The organism is Flavobacterium collinsii (genome assembly GCF_946903285.1).
GTDB classification, from domain to species: domain Bacteria; phylum Bacteroidota; class Bacteroidia; order Flavobacteriales; family Flavobacteriaceae; genus Flavobacterium; species Flavobacterium collinsii.
The window spans coordinates 774,970-791,502 of the sequence record NZ_OX336425.1; the positions used below are offsets into that span (position 1 = coordinate 774,970).

18 protein-coding genes are annotated in these 16,533 nt (G+C 35.0%); 7 read left to right on the forward strand and 11 right to left on the reverse strand.

Going from position 1 to position 16,533, the window contains the following annotated elements:
- The first annotated feature begins 154 nt into the window (after positions 1–154).
- The 3 genes from OGZ34_RS03520 (at position 155) to OGZ34_RS03530 (ending at position 4,113) form a co-directional block, all read left to right on the forward strand.
- Positions 155–3,004 (forward strand): TonB-dependent receptor, encoded by a 2,850-nt coding sequence (locus OGZ34_RS03520; protein ID WP_173965071.1) that lies wholly within the window; start codon positions 155–157, stop codon positions 3,002–3,004.
- A 105-nt stretch (positions 3,005–3,109) separates the two neighbouring features.
- On the forward strand, positions 3,110–3,532 hold the full coding sequence (locus tag OGZ34_RS03525; RefSeq protein WP_173965072.1) for a hypothetical protein: 423 nt from the start codon (positions 3,110–3,112) through the stop codon (positions 3,530–3,532).
- An 89-nt stretch (positions 3,533–3,621) separates the two neighbouring features.
- On the forward strand, positions 3,622–4,113 hold the full coding sequence (locus OGZ34_RS03530) for a septal ring lytic transglycosylase RlpA family protein (protein WP_173965073.1): 492 nt from the start codon (positions 3,622–3,624) through the stop codon (positions 4,111–4,113).
- Positions 4,114–4,177: 64 nt separating this feature from the next.
- On the opposite strand, the gene OGZ34_RS03535 is transcribed toward OGZ34_RS03530, so the two are convergent.
- On the reverse strand, positions 4,178–4,633 hold the full coding sequence (locus OGZ34_RS03535; protein ID WP_173965074.1) for a DinB family protein: 456 nt from the start codon (positions 4,631–4,633) through the stop codon (positions 4,178–4,180).
- Between the two features lie 77 nt (positions 4,634–4,710).
- Between OGZ34_RS03535 and OGZ34_RS03540 the strand changes: the two genes are divergently transcribed.
- From OGZ34_RS03540 to nadD, 4 genes are all read left to right on the forward strand, one after another.
- The gene (locus OGZ34_RS03540) at positions 4,711–5,061 is read left to right on the forward strand and encodes an arsenate reductase family protein (RefSeq protein ID WP_173965075.1); all 351 of its coding nucleotides are present in this window, start codon (positions 4,711–4,713) and stop codon (positions 5,059–5,061) included.
- Between the two features lie 230 nt (positions 5,062–5,291).
- Positions 5,292–6,152, forward strand: a complete 861-nt coding sequence (locus OGZ34_RS03545; RefSeq protein WP_173965076.1) for a YicC/YloC family endoribonuclease — start codon at positions 5,292–5,294, stop codon at positions 6,150–6,152.
- Positions 6,153–6,244: 92 nt separating this feature from the next.
- Complete coding sequence (gmk, locus tag OGZ34_RS03550) at positions 6,245–6,817, forward strand: guanylate kinase (protein WP_263362153.1); 573 nt, start codon at positions 6,245–6,247, stop codon at positions 6,815–6,817.
- A 109-nt stretch (positions 6,818–6,926) separates the two neighbouring features.
- On the forward strand, positions 6,927–7,508 hold the full coding sequence (nadD, locus tag OGZ34_RS03555; protein WP_263362154.1) for a nicotinate (nicotinamide) nucleotide adenylyltransferase: 582 nt from the start codon (positions 6,927–6,929) through the stop codon (positions 7,506–7,508).
- Positions 7,509–7,678: 170 nt separating this feature from the next.
- Here nadD and OGZ34_RS03560 read toward each other — a convergent pair whose 3' ends face one another.
- From OGZ34_RS03560 to OGZ34_RS03610, 10 genes are all read right to left on the reverse strand, one after another.
- On the reverse strand, positions 7,679–9,148 hold the full coding sequence (locus OGZ34_RS03560; RefSeq protein WP_263362155.1) for a nicotinate phosphoribosyltransferase: 1,470 nt from the start codon (positions 9,146–9,148) through the stop codon (positions 7,679–7,681).
- A 24-nt stretch (positions 9,149–9,172) separates the two neighbouring features.
- Positions 9,173–9,904, reverse strand: a complete 732-nt coding sequence (locus tag OGZ34_RS03565; protein ID WP_263362156.1) for a metallophosphoesterase family protein — start codon at positions 9,902–9,904, stop codon at positions 9,173–9,175.
- A 3-nt stretch (positions 9,905–9,907) separates the two neighbouring features.
- Complete coding sequence (locus OGZ34_RS03570; RefSeq protein WP_263362157.1) at positions 9,908–10,747, reverse strand: ADP-ribosylglycohydrolase family protein; 840 nt, start codon at positions 10,745–10,747, stop codon at positions 9,908–9,910.
- Positions 10,748–10,802: 55 nt separating this feature from the next.
- Entirely contained in the window at positions 10,803–11,357 is a 555-nt protein-coding gene (locus OGZ34_RS03575) for an RNA 2'-phosphotransferase (RefSeq protein WP_263363125.1), read from the reverse strand.
- Between the two features lie 5 nt (positions 11,358–11,362).
- Complete coding sequence (locus OGZ34_RS03580) at positions 11,363–12,817, reverse strand: O-acetyl-ADP-ribose deacetylase (protein ID WP_317853245.1); 1,455 nt, start codon at positions 12,815–12,817, stop codon at positions 11,363–11,365.
- A 9-nt stretch (positions 12,818–12,826) separates the two neighbouring features.
- Complete coding sequence (locus tag OGZ34_RS03590; protein WP_263362158.1) at positions 12,827–13,354, reverse strand: NADAR family protein; 528 nt, start codon at positions 13,352–13,354, stop codon at positions 12,827–12,829.
- A 95-nt stretch (positions 13,355–13,449) separates the two neighbouring features.
- Positions 13,450–14,283 carry a ribose-phosphate diphosphokinase gene (gene prs, locus OGZ34_RS03595; RefSeq protein ID WP_263362159.1) on the reverse strand — a complete coding sequence of 278 codons (834 nt, stop codon included), beginning with the start codon at positions 14,281–14,283 and terminating at the stop codon, positions 13,450–13,452.
- Positions 14,284–14,357: 74 nt separating this feature from the next.
- Complete coding sequence (locus tag OGZ34_RS03600; protein WP_263362160.1) at positions 14,358–15,050, reverse strand: NUDIX hydrolase; 693 nt, start codon at positions 15,048–15,050, stop codon at positions 14,358–14,360.
- Positions 15,051–15,165: 115 nt separating this feature from the next.
- Positions 15,166–15,522 carry a PKD domain-containing protein gene (locus tag OGZ34_RS03605; protein WP_026110082.1) on the reverse strand — a complete coding sequence of 119 codons (357 nt, stop codon included), beginning with the start codon at positions 15,520–15,522 and terminating at the stop codon, positions 15,166–15,168.
- A 67-nt stretch (positions 15,523–15,589) separates the two neighbouring features.
- Positions 15,590–16,495, reverse strand: a complete 906-nt coding sequence (locus OGZ34_RS03610) for a LysR family transcriptional regulator (RefSeq protein WP_263362161.1) — start codon at positions 16,493–16,495, stop codon at positions 15,590–15,592.
- Positions 16,496–16,533 lie beyond the last annotated feature (38 nt).

The window sequence follows — 16,533 nt, forward strand, 5'->3', positions numbered from 1 at the left end:
GAAAATTTAAAAAAACCACATTTTATCTAACAAAAAATAGAAAAATCATTTTAATACGCAACACATTATATAAAAGTTAATTTTCTTAACATTTTGATAACACTATCTGATTAAATTGTTATAATTTTGCCAAAAACAATAAACTAATTAACAAATGAAGACAATGAAAAATTGGTTACTTACTGGACTATTGTTCATGATAGTTTCAACCGCATTTTCTCAAGGAAAAATTTCCGGTATGATTACCGACGGAGTGGGTTCACTTCCGGGAGCAAACGTTGTGATCAAAGGATCAACAGTTGCTACTTCTACAGATTTTGACGGTAAATTTACTCTTAATGCAACAACAAGTACAGGAGAAATCGTTATTTCTTTTTTAGGTTACGAGAACTTAACTCTTAGATTTTCAGTTAAAAATGGTCAAACTACTAATCTAGGAACAATTGTTTTGACTTCTAATTCTAATGAATTAAGCGAAATTGTTGTAAAAAGTACAATCGTTGACATCGCAAAAGACAGAAAAACTCCTGTAGCGGTTTCAACTATTAAAGCTGCTGAAATCCAGGAAAAACTTGGAACTCAGGAATTTCCAGAGATCTTAAGAAACACTCCTTCTGTTTATGTAACTAAAGCAGGTGGTGGTTTTGGAGATGCCAGAATCAATATTCGTGGTTTTACTCAAAACAATATTGCTGTTATGATCAATGGTATGCCAGTTAACGACATGGAAAATGGTTCTGTTTTCTGGAGTAACTGGGCTGGTCTTTCAGATGTTACATCTGCTATGCAGGTACAAAGAGGTTTAGGAGCATCTAAACTTGCAACTCCTTCTGTAGGAGGAACGATCAACATTGTAACTAAAGCTTCTGATAGAAAAGAAGGAGGATCTTTTTCTTCTGGTTTCGGAAACGGTAGAAATTTCAAAATTCAAGGTTCATACAATACTGGAAAATTAGAAAACGGTCTCTCTGCATCTATTTTGTTATCTAAAACAATGGGAGACGGGTATATCAACGGAACTCAATTTGAAGGAGCTAACTACTATGTTGCTTTAGGATACGGCAGCAAAAGTGGAAAACATGACTTTCAACTTACGGTAACAGGTGCTCCACAATGGCACAACCAAAGATCTACAGTTTCTACAATCGCAACTTACCAACAATATGGTAGAAATAACGAACCAAATATCAGATACAACGCTGACGCAGGATATCTGAATGGTGAGGAATACAATATCAGAAAAAACTACTACCACAAACCGGTAGCGTCTTTCAACTGGGATTATAAAATCAACGAAACTACAAAACTTTCTTCTGTTGTTTACGCTTCTATGGGTCGTGGTGCAGGAGCTAGTGCAACCGGAGGAATTAAAGGAAAAGGATACAATGACGCTATAGCGTTCAGAACTGCTGACGGTTTAGTAGACTATGATAAAATTTATGCTTACAACTCTGGAAAACCAGTTACTATCGCAGGTTTTACAGGACCTCAAACAAGACAAAAAATTGGTGGAGTTTACCAAAACAGTTCATACTTTAATGCAGGTTCAGATGTAGCAAATTACAATCCAAGCACAAATATGAATACATCTGGTATCTCACAAACGTCATCTATCAACTCTCATGACTGGTTTGGTGCAGTAATCAACTTAAACAAGAAACTTTCTAATACCTTAACTTTAGATTTCGGTTTTGACGGAAGAACTTATAAAGGATACCACTTTACTGTTGTAAATGATTTATTAGGTGGTGGTGAGTATTTTGACAACTTTATTGCTAGTCAAAAACCAAACGGAAGACAGCTAACTAACACTTATAACACTGATGTTCAATGGAATGTTTTCCAGAATAGAAAATACGACAAAGTATCTTTCAACAGTACTGGTAATGTAAAATGGTATGGTTTATTTACTCAATTAGAGTATTCTAAAGACAACCTAACAGCATTTGTTCAGGGAGCAATTTCTCAACAAGGATACAAAAGAGAAGATGACTTCGTTTATTTACCAACTGACCCATTAGCTTCTACTCCTTACAAAAACTTATTAGGTGGTAATGCAAAAGCAGGAGCTAACTATAACATTAGCGAAAAAAGCAACGTATATGTAAACGCTGGATATTATTCAAAACAACCTTTCTTTAACTCTGTTTATCCAAACAACAGATCAACAGTAAACCCTAACCTTACTAACGAGAAAATTATTGGATTTGAAGCTGGATACGGTTTCCGTTCTAGATTCTTCAATGCTACAGTAAACGTTTACAACACAACTTGGAACGACAGATACTTAAAAGGTAATGCACTTCCAACTACTCCTGCAACTCCTGCAAACTCAACTTACACAGAGTTCTTAGGACTTAACGAAGTTCACTCAGGAATTGAATTTGAAGGATCTTCTAATATCACAGAAAGATTAAAAGTAACAGGAATGTTCTCTTATGGTATCTGGGAATACAAAGGAAACGCAACTGTTAACGCTTACTTCCAAGCAGACAACTCGCCTGTACCAGGATTCCAAGGAACTACAGTTTATATGGATAAAGTAAAAGTAGGTGACGCTGCACAAATGACTGCCTCTTTAGGAGCTTCTTATGAAGTTTTAACAAGAGTAACTGTTGATGCTAACTATAACTTTAATGACAATTTGTACGCAGGAATTAACCCAACTAGCTTTACATCTGCAACAAACAAAGGAGCATTACAATTGCCTTCTTATGGTTTGATGGATGCTGGTTTCTCATACAAAATGTTAACTGGAAAAAACAAAGACAAATCGGTTAACTTCAGATTAAACGTAAACAACGTATTAGACAAAATTTACATTGCTGAGTCAAGAACTAATACTTTTGCTGACGACAACCTTCCGGTAGCTTCTGGTCAACCAGCAGGTTCAAAAGGAACTTATGCTTCTAATGGAATGCTTTACAATGGAGTTGCGAACGTAAACCAGGTTTACTTTGGTTTCGGAAGAACATGGAACTTCTCTCTACGTTACGATTTCTAATATTTAGAATCTAAATAAATACGAAAAGCGGCATTGACTTTTAGTCTGATGCCGCTTTTTTTATGCCCTTTTTTGTTATATTTGTTTTATCAAAAAATCTAATTTATGTACTATTTTTTACAAAAATTCCATTCAGGCTGGGCTTATTTAGCACTGTTGCTTTTACTAATTGCAGTTGTAAATGCCATCATCGGTCTTACTTCTAAAAAAGACTTTACAGGCAAAGACCGCAAAATTGCACTGTTTGCTTTGATCGGAACTCATACACAGTTATTGATTGGTCTTATTCTTTATTTTGTATCTCCTAAAGGAATAGCTGTCCTTGGACAAATGTCTAATGCAGCACTTAGACTTACTTCTTTAGAGCACCCTTTAATCAACATTATTGCTATCATTTTGATCACAATCGGATGGTCTAAACATAAAAAATTGGTAAATAGCGAAGCGAAGTTTAAAACATTTGCTATATTTTACGGATTAGGATTATTACTTATTTTAAGTAGAATCCCTTGGAACCTATGGTTCTAAAAAAAACCAATTAAAGCCCTAGAATTAGGGCTTTTTTTATCTCGGCATATTATTTGTACAAACTCCCCAAGTCTGAAAAAAAATAAAACATGAGAAATAAAAAATATATTTTACTCACTTCACTTACTATAACTTTTTTAAGTTGTTTTACCTATGTCATAAGTCAAACAAAGCCTGCAACTGAACCTAAAATCACTCAGGACACTGTCAAAACTGCCAGACCTAATTTAATTGCAATACCAACTGATTCTGTTTTTACAGACAAAGGTTTAAAATTAAAACCATACAAAAAAAATGCGCATGCCTCCTATTACGCTGACCGTTTTAATGGTAAAAAAACAGCCAACGGAAGCCGATTCAGTAATAGTGCGTATACCGCAGCACATAAGAAGCTTCCCTTCGGAACAAGAATAAAAGTTACAAATGAAGCCAATGGAAAATTTGTAATTGTAAAAGTTACAGATCGTGGTCCATTTGTTAGAACAAGAGAACTAGATTTATCCAAAAGAGCCTTTATGGAAATCACTAAAAGCAAAGGAAGTGGTGCCATGAAAGTAACTATTGAAACTATAATAGAGTAATGAAATTTTAATATTCAAACCCGACAGCTTTAAAAATCTGTCGGGTTTGTTGTATTTTTAAGGTCTAAACAAACTTTCGGAGACTCATTACAATTCCAGTATGAACCCCTTCGTGATAATTATTAAAATCTAAAGCACCATTTATATTTTTCAAGGTATATCCTAAGCTAGTGGTGTATTCATTGTAATCAACAAAAATACCTGCAGCGAAATCATTCTCAACTTGCTCTAAAGTAGTCGATAGCAACGTTCGTATTTCATCGACTTCTGCCTGCGACACGTCCCCTTCCGGTTTAGTATCTTTTCGATATTTAGCAATGAACTCCTCAGAAATAGTAACCGGCAAGCCTGATAACTTATAAACCAAAGCCTGCTGTGAAGCAACGCAATGTGCGATATTCCAAATAATATTATTCTTAAATCCCGGTGGAATTTTATTTAACTGTTCTAATGAATGATTGTCTAAAACTTTCAAAAGAATCTCCCTGATGGTCTTTTGCACTTCAAAAACTGAGTTCATATATTTATTTTTTTTCTAAAATTAGGCAATTTTAAGTTTCAAATGAATTTTCTTTGTAGTCTCTTAAATTTAAAATTATGAACAAAATATACTACTTAGCTTCCTGCGACACTTGCCGAAAAATTATTAAAGGCTTACCCAAAGACAACAATCTGGTTTTTCACGATATCAAACAAAACCCTATTACAGCCGAAGAGCTTGAAGAGATGTACAAACTTGCCGGAAGTTATGAGGCTTTGTTTAGCAAGAAAGCACAATTGTACAAATCGATGGATTTAAAAAACAAATCTCTAACTGAGGATGATTATAAAAAATACATTCTGGAACACTATACATTCATAAGCCGTCCGGTTTTTATCATTGATGGCAAAATTTATATCGGAAACAGCCAGCAAAACATATTACAGGTAATGAAAGCTTTAGGCTAAAAAAATTAGCCCCAAATTGCACAAATTTTCACTAATTACATGCCATTTAACTTTCTCAACTCTGTTTCAAACTTGTGTTTCGTGAAATTTAGATTTACAAGCTCCGGTATTTATGAAAATTTGTGTTTTTTTGACAAAAAATTTAAAAAAACCTTACTCTTAACACTTTACCATTTTACAGCCAAACACTGCAAACTTTTATTTATCTTTGCGCCTTTATACTCAATTATATGATACAATCTATGACAGGGTTTGGCAAAGCTTCTTTGCAATTGCCTACAAAAAAAATTACCGTTGAAGTAAAATCCTTAAATAGCAAAGGTTTAGATTTAAATGTTAGAATGCCTTCACTTTACCGCGAGATGGAATTAGGCTTAAGAACTCAAATCTCTACCAAACTAGAAAGAGGAAAAATTGATTTCGGAATTTACATTGAAAGTACTTCTGAACAAACCTCAACTAAAGTAAATGTTCCTGTTGTAAAAAACTACATTGCTCAACTAAGAGAAGTTTACCCCGATGCCGACGAAACTGAATTAATGAAGATGGCTGTTCGCATGCCTGACACTCTAAAAACAGAACGTGAAGAAATTGACGAAAATGATTGGGAGCAAATCCAGGTGATCATTGAGGAAGCTCTAGAGAACATTCTGACTTTCAGAAAAGACGAAGGCGAATCTCTTGAGAAAGAATTCAATCTTAGAATATCGAATATCCGTCAATATATGAACGACGCTCTGGCACTTGATCCGGAACGTATAAAAGCAATCAAAGACCGTTTACAAACTGCTATTTCGGAATTGAAAGTAAATGTGGATGAAAATCGTTTTGAGCAGGAATTGATTTATTATCTGGAGAAACTTGATATTACCGAAGAAAAAGTTCGCTTAACCAATCACTTAGATTATTTCCTTGAAACTATTAAAGGTACTGAAGCCAATGGTAGAAAACTAGGATTCATCACTCAGGAAATGGGTCGTGAGATCAATACCATGGGTTCAAAATCGAATCATGCACAAATGCAAAAATTGGTGGTAATGATGAAAGATGAACTGGAAAAGATTAAAGAACAGGTTTTAAATGTACTTTAAAAGCTGTAAGCTTTAAGCGTTAGGCTATAAGCAAAAAAAACATAGAGTAAGTGAGCTTAAAGCGTACCGCCTAAAGCCTAAAGCATAAATTAATGAACAAAGGAAAATTAATTGTTTTCTCAGCACCTTCGGGATCGGGAAAAACAACTATAGTAAAGCATTTATTAGGGAAAGAAGATTTAAATTTAGAATTTTCAATCTCGGCAGCTTCACGCGAACCACGCGGAGAGGAAGAACACGGAAAGGATTATTATTTTATTTCGTTGGAACAATTCAAAAAGCACATTAAAGCAGAAGAATTCCTGGAATGGGAAGAAGTATATCGTGACAACTTTTATGGCACTTTAAAATCAGAAATTGAAAGAATCTGGGCTTTAGGAAAAAATGTCATTTTTGATATTGATGTTGCGGGCGGACTGCGTATCAAGCACAAATTTCCGGAACAAACTTTGGCTGTATTTGTAAAACCTCCAAGTGTTGACGAACTAAAACGTCGACTAAAACAACGTTCTACAGAAAGTGATGACAAAATAAACATGCGAATTGCAAAAGCTTCGGTTGAACTGGCAACCGCTCCGCAATTTGATACGATTATCAAAAATTACGATCTGGATACCGCTAAAGAAGAAGCGTATCAATTGGTAAAAGATTTTGTGAACAAATAGCTATTACACTAAGATTCACAAAGAAAAACTCAGAGATTCACCAAAATTTTATAAATTACTTCGTGAATCTCTGCCAGAACTCTGCGAATCTTTGTGAAACAAAACACTTATGAAAATAGGCCTTTATTTCGGAACGTATAATCCCATTCATGTTGGTCATTTAATTATTGCCAACCACATGGCTGAGTTTGCCGATTTAGATCAGATATGGATGGTCGTTACACCACACAATCCGCTCAAAAAGAAGTCTACCCTATTAGACGATCATCAACGTTTGCAAATGGTTTATTTAGCTACGGAAGATTATCCGAAAATAAAACCCTCAGACATAGAGTTCAAATTACCCCAACCCAATTATACCGTTAATACGTTGGTTCATTTGCATGAAAAGTATCCAACGCATGACTTCTCTTTAATTATGGGCGAAGACAACTTGAAAACGCTTCATAAATGGAAAAACTACGAAGTGCTTTTAGCAGATTACGATATTTATGTTTATCCTCGAATATCTGAAGAAGAGGAAAACATTGAATTAAAATCGCATCCAAAAGTTCATATTATTGATGCTCCAATTGTAGAAATCTCTTCTACTTTTATCCGAAACAGTATCAAAGAAGGAAAAAACATTCAGCCTTTATTACCTCCAAAAGTTTGGGAGTATATTGATCACAATAATTTTTATAAGAAATAAAAAAAAACACAATATTGTCATTTCGACCGAAGGGAAAAATCACACAAGTAATTCGACAAAGATTGACGATTTTGATTGTAGAGTTTCTGGTGTGATTTCTCCCTTCGGTCGAAATCACAAACAAAGAGCAAAAAGAAAGCCTGAATTTAAAAATTCAGGCTTTCTTGTTTTTATACTTCAACGTTTACTGCGCTTTTCACTCTTGTTCGAATCTCACTTAGCGACTGCTCTGTTAAAAGTTTCCCGTCTCTGAAAACTTCTTTCAATTCGCCTTGTTTTTCTTCTTCCCAGGAAACATTATCCGTTAGATGATATACACCATCAATTAAATCAATTTTCATTAATCCTTTGGCTGATTTTTTAGTTCCATCATCTGTTATTGGATCTTTAAAGATAGCTCTTCCTTCTCCATTAACTTCTCCATAAGTTGCTTTCATTGCAAAACCAAAAGTATCTCTGGTATTGTATTGATAGGTAAACGAACCGATCCCCAAAACAACGTTTGTAGAAGCAAATCCTTTTTCTTTTAATCTTTCGCAAATTTGGGTCGCCCTTGCTACCGTAATACTATCACCGTAAATGGCGCCAATCTGCGGAATAAGTTCCTTATATCCTTTTGCATTAACTGTACCTCCAAAAACATCCCAAAGCAGCTCAATTACCCCTTTTTTCTCTTCTTCTGTTTTTCCGTTTGGATTACCACAAATAATATCTACCGGATCTCCACTATCAGGACGAATCACTACCTTACCTTCTCTTGCAACTATATCTTCTTTTAATCGAGGCAAATAATCGGTAAGCACTTTCCATAAGTCCCAGGTATCAGAAACAATAGAAACGATCCCTTTTGGATAAACTTCTGTCACTAACCTTTTAAACGTTTCACATTCACCTTCGGTCGTTCCCATACACATTACGGAATGCTCTGTTGCCGCAACCGAACCTGCGATTAATTCGGTATCTGAATTAGCCTTGTAATATTCTTCAAAAAAGTCAATTACCGGAATGGTATCTGAACCTGTAAAGCTCAACAAATGTCCGGCAGCGGAAGTAATTGCTGCTTCAATTCCACCCATTCCCCTCATCGAAAAATCATGTGCTTGCCAGTCAACAAATTCAGGAACTGATGATGTTTCGTCGGCAAATTTGTCCAATACTTTTCGATATTCTTTAGCAATCGTAGCAGAGTTACAAGGCAGCCATACTACTGCAGACAATAAGGTTTCGAAATAATTAGTTAGCCAGAAAAACTCCGGAAGCGTATTGTACATCGTAAACATGGGTACTCTTAATGGCACGCTAACACCTTCGGGCAACGCTTTAAAAACCATCGGAATATATCCTAAATCGTGTAAATCTTCGATATGTTTGGTTCCAACCTGATTTTCACCCAGATAATTATTGATTCTGCGCGCGTATTTTTTAATAACTTCTTCTTTTGGCTGTTTAAAAAAATCGGCCTCAAAATCATGAATAATATATTTTTTGATGAAATATTGCAATCCGAAAAACACAACTTCTTCCAAACCTTCGATTCTTGATTTTCTTGGTGTCCAGTTGGAGTATACCAATGTGGTTTTATCCGGATATTGTCTTCTGTGGTCAACTTTGTAACCGTCGGTTAATAATAGTGGGTTCATAAAATTTCTTAGTTATTTTTTAAATTATTTATTTCTTCCTTTTTCATTTGAATAAAGCTGTTGTACGACATCACTTTGCCAATATCCTTTTGTTTCAACATCAAGACAACTTAATTTACCATAAAAACCAGCTCCGGTATCAACATTCCACACATTACAGCCTTGCATTGGAATCTCTATATTGTAATGAAGGGTTGGCGTGTGACCAATATAAATCTCATTGTAAAGTAATAATCTTTTCGGATAAGAAAGCGAATTTTTCTGAATTCTCTTATCCATTGTCAAAGCCATTTCCCACAACGTCCTATCCCACGAATAATTGGTTTTGTAATGTTCTTTCTCCGGACCATGCATCGATGAAAAACCGGCATGAATGAATAAGTTGTTGTTTTCGTCTACAAAATAATCTTTCATAGTATTGAAAAATTGACGATGTTTTTCTTTTTCTGAACGTTCAATACCGACATAACTTTCTATAGTCGATTTTCCTCCGTGCAAAAACCAAATATCGTTTATAACCTCATCCTCTAACCATTCCTGACACCAGACATCATGATTTCCTTTGATAAAAAGACACTCCTGTTTTTCAGATAGATCAATAAGAAAATCAATTACTTGTTTTGATTCACTCCAGCCGTCTACATAGTCTCCCAGGAAAATAAACCGATCCTTTTCTGAACAATCCATTCTTTCCAATAATTGAATTAATGCTTTTAATCCCCCGTGAATATCCCCAAAAACAAAGGTTCTTTTCATGATTTAATTAAACTTATTATCGAGAGCCGCATCTAATTTTATCAGAAAGTCTTTTCCAAATGTATCATTCTCTAAACCTTCATACAAAAATGCAGGCAAGGTTTTATCGCAGTTTTCTTTGTTACTCAATATCGCCATGCATAAGGCAGCAACAGTATCTGTATCTCCACCATAATCTATACTCGTTTTTAAGCAATATTTCATAGAAGTGGCTTCCGAAACGATTTTAATGACCGCTTGCGTCGTTGGATAACCGTGCATGTCGATTGGCGAAGTAATTTTGTAGGTTTCATTCTCCTTTAGCGTTTCATTTAAAAATGGTATCAGGGTTGATCCATCCCCTAAATTGTATTTAAAGTAGTGAACAGCCAACGCAATACGCTTCGCACAACTGATCCCTTCGACTGTATAATGGGAAGTTCTTGCCTGAATTTCGCAGAACTGCATCAATTGATCGATATCCTTTAAGTAGCCAATACTATAAGCTCTCATGGCAGAACCGTTTCCACTACTTCCTTTATCGATTATCTTGATAAAATCAATTCCGCTCTTACTAGCGTCCAAAGCATTGTAAACTCTATCCGAGTACCCTCTTCTTTTATCTCTATGAAATACCTCAACAAACTTATCTGCTACTTTGATTTCGTTCCAATTATCCTCTTCTAATAACAATTCTGAAATGGCAATTGCCATTTGGGTATCGTCTGTATAACGTTTGTAAATTTCAGTATAAAGTCCGTGTTTGTGATACTTCGTTAAATGGTTGTTTTGCGCAATAAAATCTAAATCCCGAAATTCAAAACCTGCACCGTATGCATCGCCTATTGCTGCTTCTAATATCATAATTGGTTATTCTTAAATAATTAAATGATTCTTCTCACACTTTACATCTCACATCTCACATTCTAAACTCTATGTACTTTGCCGGAACCTCAGCAGTTAGCCAAACATTATTTTCGGACAAATAAAATTTAAATCCGTCTCTGTACATGGCACCGCTTCTTACGGTCAGAATCTCCGGAACGCCTCGTCTGCTTCCCACCTTTATGGCAGTTTCCTTGTCTTTAGAAAGGTGTACGTGCTGACGGCTCATTTTTTGTAAGCCTTCCCGTTTTATGCTTTCCATAAACTTTCCAATTGTTCCGTGGTATAAAAACTCTGAAGGTTCGGTTTCATTTAAATTTAATTCAACCGAAATGGAATGTCCCTGACTTGCTCTGATTTTCGTTTTATCTTCATTAAAAGCAAAACGTTTTTTATCATTATTTTCTACCACGTAATCTAAAAGTTCAGCAGTCATTTGATTTTGACTTCCTCTGTTATTACATTTTAGAATCAATTCTTCAACATCTGTCCAACCGTTCTCGTCTAATCTTAAACCGATCGTTTCCGGTGAATGCCGAAGTACCAGACTCAGAAATTTACTCACGCTTTTTGCTGTTTTTTCATTCATCATTTTTAATTTTTTAACTTTAAAGACAATCGTTCACACAAATCATCAATATCGTTTTTTCTTGCTACTCCCAAAATCCACTTTTGAGGAATGTTGTCAATTCCATAATAAATCCCCGCCAAACCTCCTGTGACAGCAGCAGTTGTATCGGTATCTCCTCCTAAGTTTACAGCTTTTAAAACGGTTTTCTCGTAGGAACTCCAATTTAAAAAACACCATAAACTAGCTTCTAAACTATGAAGAACATAACCTGACGAATGAATTTCATTTTCAGGGTATTCTGCTATATTATTTTTTAAAATCCTATCAAACAATTGAAGTTCCAGAGGATTAAATTTCTTTTCTCGTAAAAAGTCAGCGACAACATCCTGCATCCTTCTATATGCTTCTCTCTTATCATTGGCTTTTAAAAGTTCTAAACAGTAAACAACATAAATAAAACAGGCAAATCCTGATCTAAAATGGGCATGGGTAATAGACGATACTTCTTTTACTTTTTTATAAATGACTTCGATATCCTTTTCGCTCTTAAGATAGAAAGCCAAAGGCAAAATTCTCATCAAAGAACCATTTCCGTTATCCTTTTCTTCAAAACCGCCACACAATTCCGGTTCATGTCCTTTCCCAATATTATGAATTGCATTTCTGGTTGCTATTCCAATATCAAAAACTTTCCCGTGTGGCGTCCATAATTCTGTGTTATACCATTTTACAAAATTTCTTCCAATATCAGATAAATCATAATCATTGCACAAGCTTTCTGCTAAACAAAAAGCAAGAGAACTATCATCACTCCATGTTCCTGCTGGCTGGTGATGTGTTCCAAAACCTATCATTTCAGAAACAGGATTTTCTTTTAAATCAGATCTAGAGTAAAACTCTACAGGAACGCCTAAAGCATCGCCAACCGCCACTCCAAACAAGCCGGATTTAATTTTATAATTGAAGTCATTTTCTATTATATCGTTATAAATTTTGAAATTCTCTTCATCAAAACAAACAAAAACAATTTTCTCGAATTGATTTTTTAATTCAAAATTATTGACCGCATTAATTGCGATTTCGGCCGCCTCGTCTTTTGGAAACTTATATATACCAGTACTTATATTAGGAAAAGCAATTGTTTTTATATTATTCGCTATTGCCAATTCTAAAACACTCAAATAGCAGTTTTGCAATAATTCGACTTCCAGACTTTTACCTCCATTCCAAACAGGCCCAACGGTATGAATCACATATTTTGAAGGCAAATCACCAGCTGTTGTTAGTACAGCATCGCCAACTTTACAGCCGCCTTGTTTGTTTCGAATTTGAATACATTCTTCTAAAACAGCTTTTCCTCCTTTTCTATGAATAGCACCATCGACTCCACCACCACCTAATAAAGAAGTATTTGCTGCGTTGACAATAGCATCAACCTGAATTTCGGTGATATCCCCTTTTAGAATTTCTATTTTCATAACCTATGATTATCTTAATTCATCCCTAACTTCCATCAAAGCAAAACCTAACAAATTCAAGCCTTTCCATTTAGCAGGATTCAAAACATCTTTGTGGTCACCAGCCATACCAATTCCCCAAATGGCATCAACCGGGCTGGCTTCTACAATAATTCTATCGTTTGTATTTAGTAAAAAAGTTTTTAGCTCTGGATTCTGATTGAATTTATGATAATTGCCTTCTTTCACAATGTCAAATCTAGCCGCTAACCAAAGCGTTTCATTATAATTCTTTACCTCTCTTCCTAACTTTTTGGCTTCCGCAGGAGATTTTGCCTGAAGGATTTTCGGCAAAACCTCATCATCTTTAAACAATTCGGCTTTCTTGGCCATCATCCAATGTTCGGCAGTTTTATAAGTTACTTTTTCTACTTCAAAAGAACTTAACCACCATTGACTAAAACAGGTTTTAGAGATGCTTCCGTCTTTATTGGGTTGGTGTCCCCAGAAAAATAAAAATTTACTTTCCGGAGTTATATTATCTATATTGTATTTCATTTTTTCTATTATTGAAACAAAGAAGTAAGTTCTTTGTTTTTTCGTTTCAGGATTGAGGTTTGCTACATAGCTTGACACCTGAGACCTGAAATTTTTTAAACTAATTGATCCAATCCAATCACCTGAACGCTTTCGCCTTCGAAATCTTTTACGGAATTGGTGGTAAAAATAGCATCGAAGCAATTTAAAACTTCAAAACCTTTATTGAATATTCCGTGGCTTACGGCCAAGTATAATTTTCCGGCATTTTTCTTTTTTAATTCTTCAGCCAATCCAACGAAAGTTCCTCCTCCATCACAAATATCATCCACAATTAAACAATCCATTCCGTTTAGATCGTCTTCGTATACTTTAAAACCAGATAATCTTCCGGTTTTTACATCACGGCTTTTGCTGCATTCTACCACATCAATACCGCCAAGAAACTCAGAAACTTTGTAGATTTTCTTCAAAGCGCCACCATCCGGCGAAATTAATTTTACGTTTTCACCGATTACCTTCAAAACTTGTTGAATAAAAGTGTGGTTTGGGATGACTTCGCAGTTGTTTACCAATGCCGAAGTAACCTCAGAGTGCGCATCAAAAACAAACACTTTATTCAACTGAAGTGTATTAATAATATCTGCATATACTTTTACTGATAAAGATTCGCCTTTAATCATGACACGATCCTGTCTGGCTGCCGGGAAGTACGGAATGAACAGATCAATTACTTTAACCTCCATTCTACGCAATGCGTCTACTGTGATGCACAATAAACCTAAATCGTTGAATGAATTTAACCGGTGTGTAATGGTTACTTTTTGTGTAGTGTCAAAATCAGGGTTAATTTTGATATGAGGCTCTCCTCCTGAAAATGTAAAGCTTTGGAATTTTATTTCTTCTTTATTAAGAATTGGAGTGAATTTTGGGTCTAAATTAAGTATCATAGCTTTTTAGTTTGCGTTAATTATACGCAAATATAGATCAATATATTTATTAAACAATTTATTTTGTGTAAAATTTACGCAAACTTTATTTCGAAGTGAAACCCTTTTTTAGTTAACTCTTTATATTTCAAATCATTGAACTTAAAAAGTTTTGCGGGGCGACCGCTTTTAACAGGCGAAAAATGATCTGTTTGATCTAAAAAACCATAGCTAAGTATCTTCTTTCTAAAATTTCGTCGGTCAATTTCTTTCTCTAAAATGGTACAATAAAGATTTTCCAGATCCGAAAACAAAAACTCTTGCGGAAGTAAATCGAAGCCAACCGGTTCATAAGTCAGTTTTGCTTTTAATCTTGCTATAGCAGTTTTTACGATTAAATTATGATCGAAAGCCAGAGAGGGAATCTGATCTATTTTGAACCATTGTACACGTTCGGCATCGGTATCTGCCTTAATTTCCAGACTTGAAGCGTCTACTAAAGCATAATAAGCAACCGAAATCACACGATTTCTGGAATCTCTGTTAATATCATCTCCAAAAGTATACAGCTGCTCCATATAAGTAAGCTGAACATTGGTCTCTTCGTGCAGCTCTCTAATAACCGCTTCACTTAAAGATTCATCGTGCTTTACTAAACCACCTGGTAGAGCCCAATACTTTTCGGCAGAGCCAAACTTTTGCTCAATTAAAAGTACATACAAGCTGTTGTTCTTATATCCAAACACAATGGCATCAACCGCAATTCGAATATTTTGAAAATTCTCCATATCTAAAATATCATATCTCACAAATATAACGAATGAGAGCCAATTTTATAATCTATCGCCTAAGCAATAAATCATAAAACTAACTCTCATCAATATGTTCTTTCTTTCGAACTGCCTAGTTTATTGTTACTGTTCGTTTTGGAATAGAAGTACAATCTGCACCATTTTTTGCAACAGTAACCTCTGCACTAACTTCATAAGTTCCTGCCGCCGGGTAAATATGAGTAGTACTAGTTCCAGTTCCGGTTGTACCGTCTCCAAATGTCCACTTTACACCAACTAAAGTTCCGGTTCCGCTATATCCAACAGAATAGTTCATTAATTTTGGATTAGTAGCGTCTGTAGAATTGTGTAATTTTACAAAAATCGCTTCTCCCAGACAATCTATAATCACCTCGTCGTCATGTTTGCTACAAGAGTTAGCCGTATAAAATACCAGGGCAAGCATTAAAATTGATACGATCTTTTTCATTTTTAAAAATATTAAGAATTTATCTCCCAAAATTATTCTTTAAAAATACAGAAAACAATGATTTCTGTCATAATCTGTTACCAAAAAACAATTTTAATTCTTTGGAAATAATTTCAAAAAACGAATTCAAATTACTGTTTTTAGCGGTCAGTACAAACACATATACTTCCGGTACATGAAAACTGTTCCACAACAATTGCAATCTATTCTCTTTGATATATTTTCTCGCATTACAATTCCAGGTTATAGCCACTCCTTCATTATCGGATAACATGCGGAGCATTTCAGATTCTGACGGAATAATGTAATTGGGCACCATCGATGGCCTTTTTTTATTAAAGGCATGCAGCCAGAATAATTTTATGTGCGGAATTCTCGCATCGTGACTGTACCACTTTTGCTCATTGAGCCACTGTTCTACCCCTGTATAATTATCTGATTTTAATTTCTGACGAAATTCAGTGGCATCCAAACTTGTCGGCGCCACCATTATGAGCTTAATTTTACCCACAATTTCATAGATTGTATCAAACGTATCATATCTTTTTGTGGTGATTGCAAAATCAAGTTTTTTAGCATCAACTAACTCAAAGAGCACATCATTTTCTGCAAAAGTAAAATCGATTAAATCAAACTTAGAAATCAACAGATTTCCAATACAATTAAAAAGATTCTTCGAAATACCAACCGAAATTAATCGGGTAGCATCCTCTGCTTTTGCGCGAAAAGTACTCTCTACATTCTCAAGCCGGTCAAGTGCGTCTATGATTAAATTATTGAGTAACTTAGCGTATTCCGTTGGTTCTACGCCTTTTGACTTTCGGTTAAACAATTTATTCCCAACATGTGCTTCCAGCATTGAGATTTGCTGGCTAACTGCAGGCTGACTCATAAATAACTCTTTTGCAGCGATAGAAAAATTTCCGTTTTTATATACAGCCTTAAAGGTTCTGTACCACTCCAGATTCACCATGACATAAATATATTTATAACAAACATAGTTTATTTTAT

What these genes read in the sequence shown, in the direction of transcription:
- nadD (WP_263362154.1), top strand. Translation starts at nt 6,927, where the DNA reads ATGAAAATAGGCCTTTATTTCGGAACGTATAATCCCATTCATGTTGGT.
- OGZ34_RS03560 (WP_263362155.1), bottom strand. Translation starts at nt 9,148, where the DNA reads ATGAACCCACTATTATTAACCGACGGTTACAAAGTTGACCACAGAAGA.
- OGZ34_RS03600 (WP_263362160.1), bottom strand. Translation starts at nt 15,050, where the DNA reads ATGGAGAATTTTCAAAATATTCGAATTGCGGTTGATGCCATTGTGTTT.
- OGZ34_RS03605 (WP_026110082.1), bottom strand. Translation starts at nt 15,522, where the DNA reads ATGAAAAAGATCGTATCAATTTTAATGCTTGCCCTGGTATTTTATACG.
- gmk (WP_263362153.1), top strand. Translation starts at nt 6,245, where the DNA reads ATGAACAAAGGAAAATTAATTGTTTTCTCAGCACCTTCGGGATCGGGA.
- OGZ34_RS03610 (WP_263362161.1), bottom strand. Translation starts at nt 16,495, where the DNA reads ATGGTGAATCTGGAGTGGTACAGAACCTTTAAGGCTGTATATAAAAAC.
- OGZ34_RS03525 (WP_173965072.1), top strand. Translation starts at nt 3,110, where the DNA reads ATGTACTATTTTTTACAAAAATTCCATTCAGGCTGGGCTTATTTAGCA.
- OGZ34_RS03530 (WP_173965073.1), top strand. Translation starts at nt 3,622, where the DNA reads ATGAGAAATAAAAAATATATTTTACTCACTTCACTTACTATAACTTTT.
- OGZ34_RS03575 (WP_263363125.1), bottom strand. Translation starts at nt 11,357, where the DNA reads ATGAATGAAAAAACAGCAAAAAGCGTGAGTAAATTTCTGAGTCTGGTA.
- OGZ34_RS03580 (WP_317853245.1), bottom strand. Translation starts at nt 12,817, where the DNA reads ATGAAAATAGAAATTCTAAAAGGGGATATCACCGAAATTCAGGTTGAT.
- OGZ34_RS03535 (WP_173965074.1), bottom strand. Translation starts at nt 4,633, where the DNA reads ATGAACTCAGTTTTTGAAGTGCAAAAGACCATCAGGGAGATTCTTTTG.
- OGZ34_RS03520 (WP_173965071.1), top strand. Translation starts at nt 155, where the DNA reads ATGAAGACAATGAAAAATTGGTTACTTACTGGACTATTGTTCATGATA.
- OGZ34_RS03540 (WP_173965075.1), top strand. Translation starts at nt 4,711, where the DNA reads ATGAACAAAATATACTACTTAGCTTCCTGCGACACTTGCCGAAAAATT.
- OGZ34_RS03565 (WP_263362156.1), bottom strand. Translation starts at nt 9,904, where the DNA reads ATGAAAAGAACCTTTGTTTTTGGGGATATTCACGGGGGATTAAAAGCA.
- OGZ34_RS03545 (WP_173965076.1), top strand. Translation starts at nt 5,292, where the DNA reads ATGATACAATCTATGACAGGGTTTGGCAAAGCTTCTTTGCAATTGCCT.
- prs (WP_263362159.1), bottom strand. Translation starts at nt 14,283, where the DNA reads ATGATACTTAATTTAGACCCAAAATTCACTCCAATTCTTAATAAAGAA.
- OGZ34_RS03570 (WP_263362157.1), bottom strand. Translation starts at nt 10,747, where the DNA reads ATGATATTAGAAGCAGCAATAGGCGATGCATACGGTGCAGGTTTTGAA.
- OGZ34_RS03590 (WP_263362158.1), bottom strand. Translation starts at nt 13,354, where the DNA reads ATGAAATACAATATAGATAATATAACTCCGGAAAGTAAATTTTTATTT.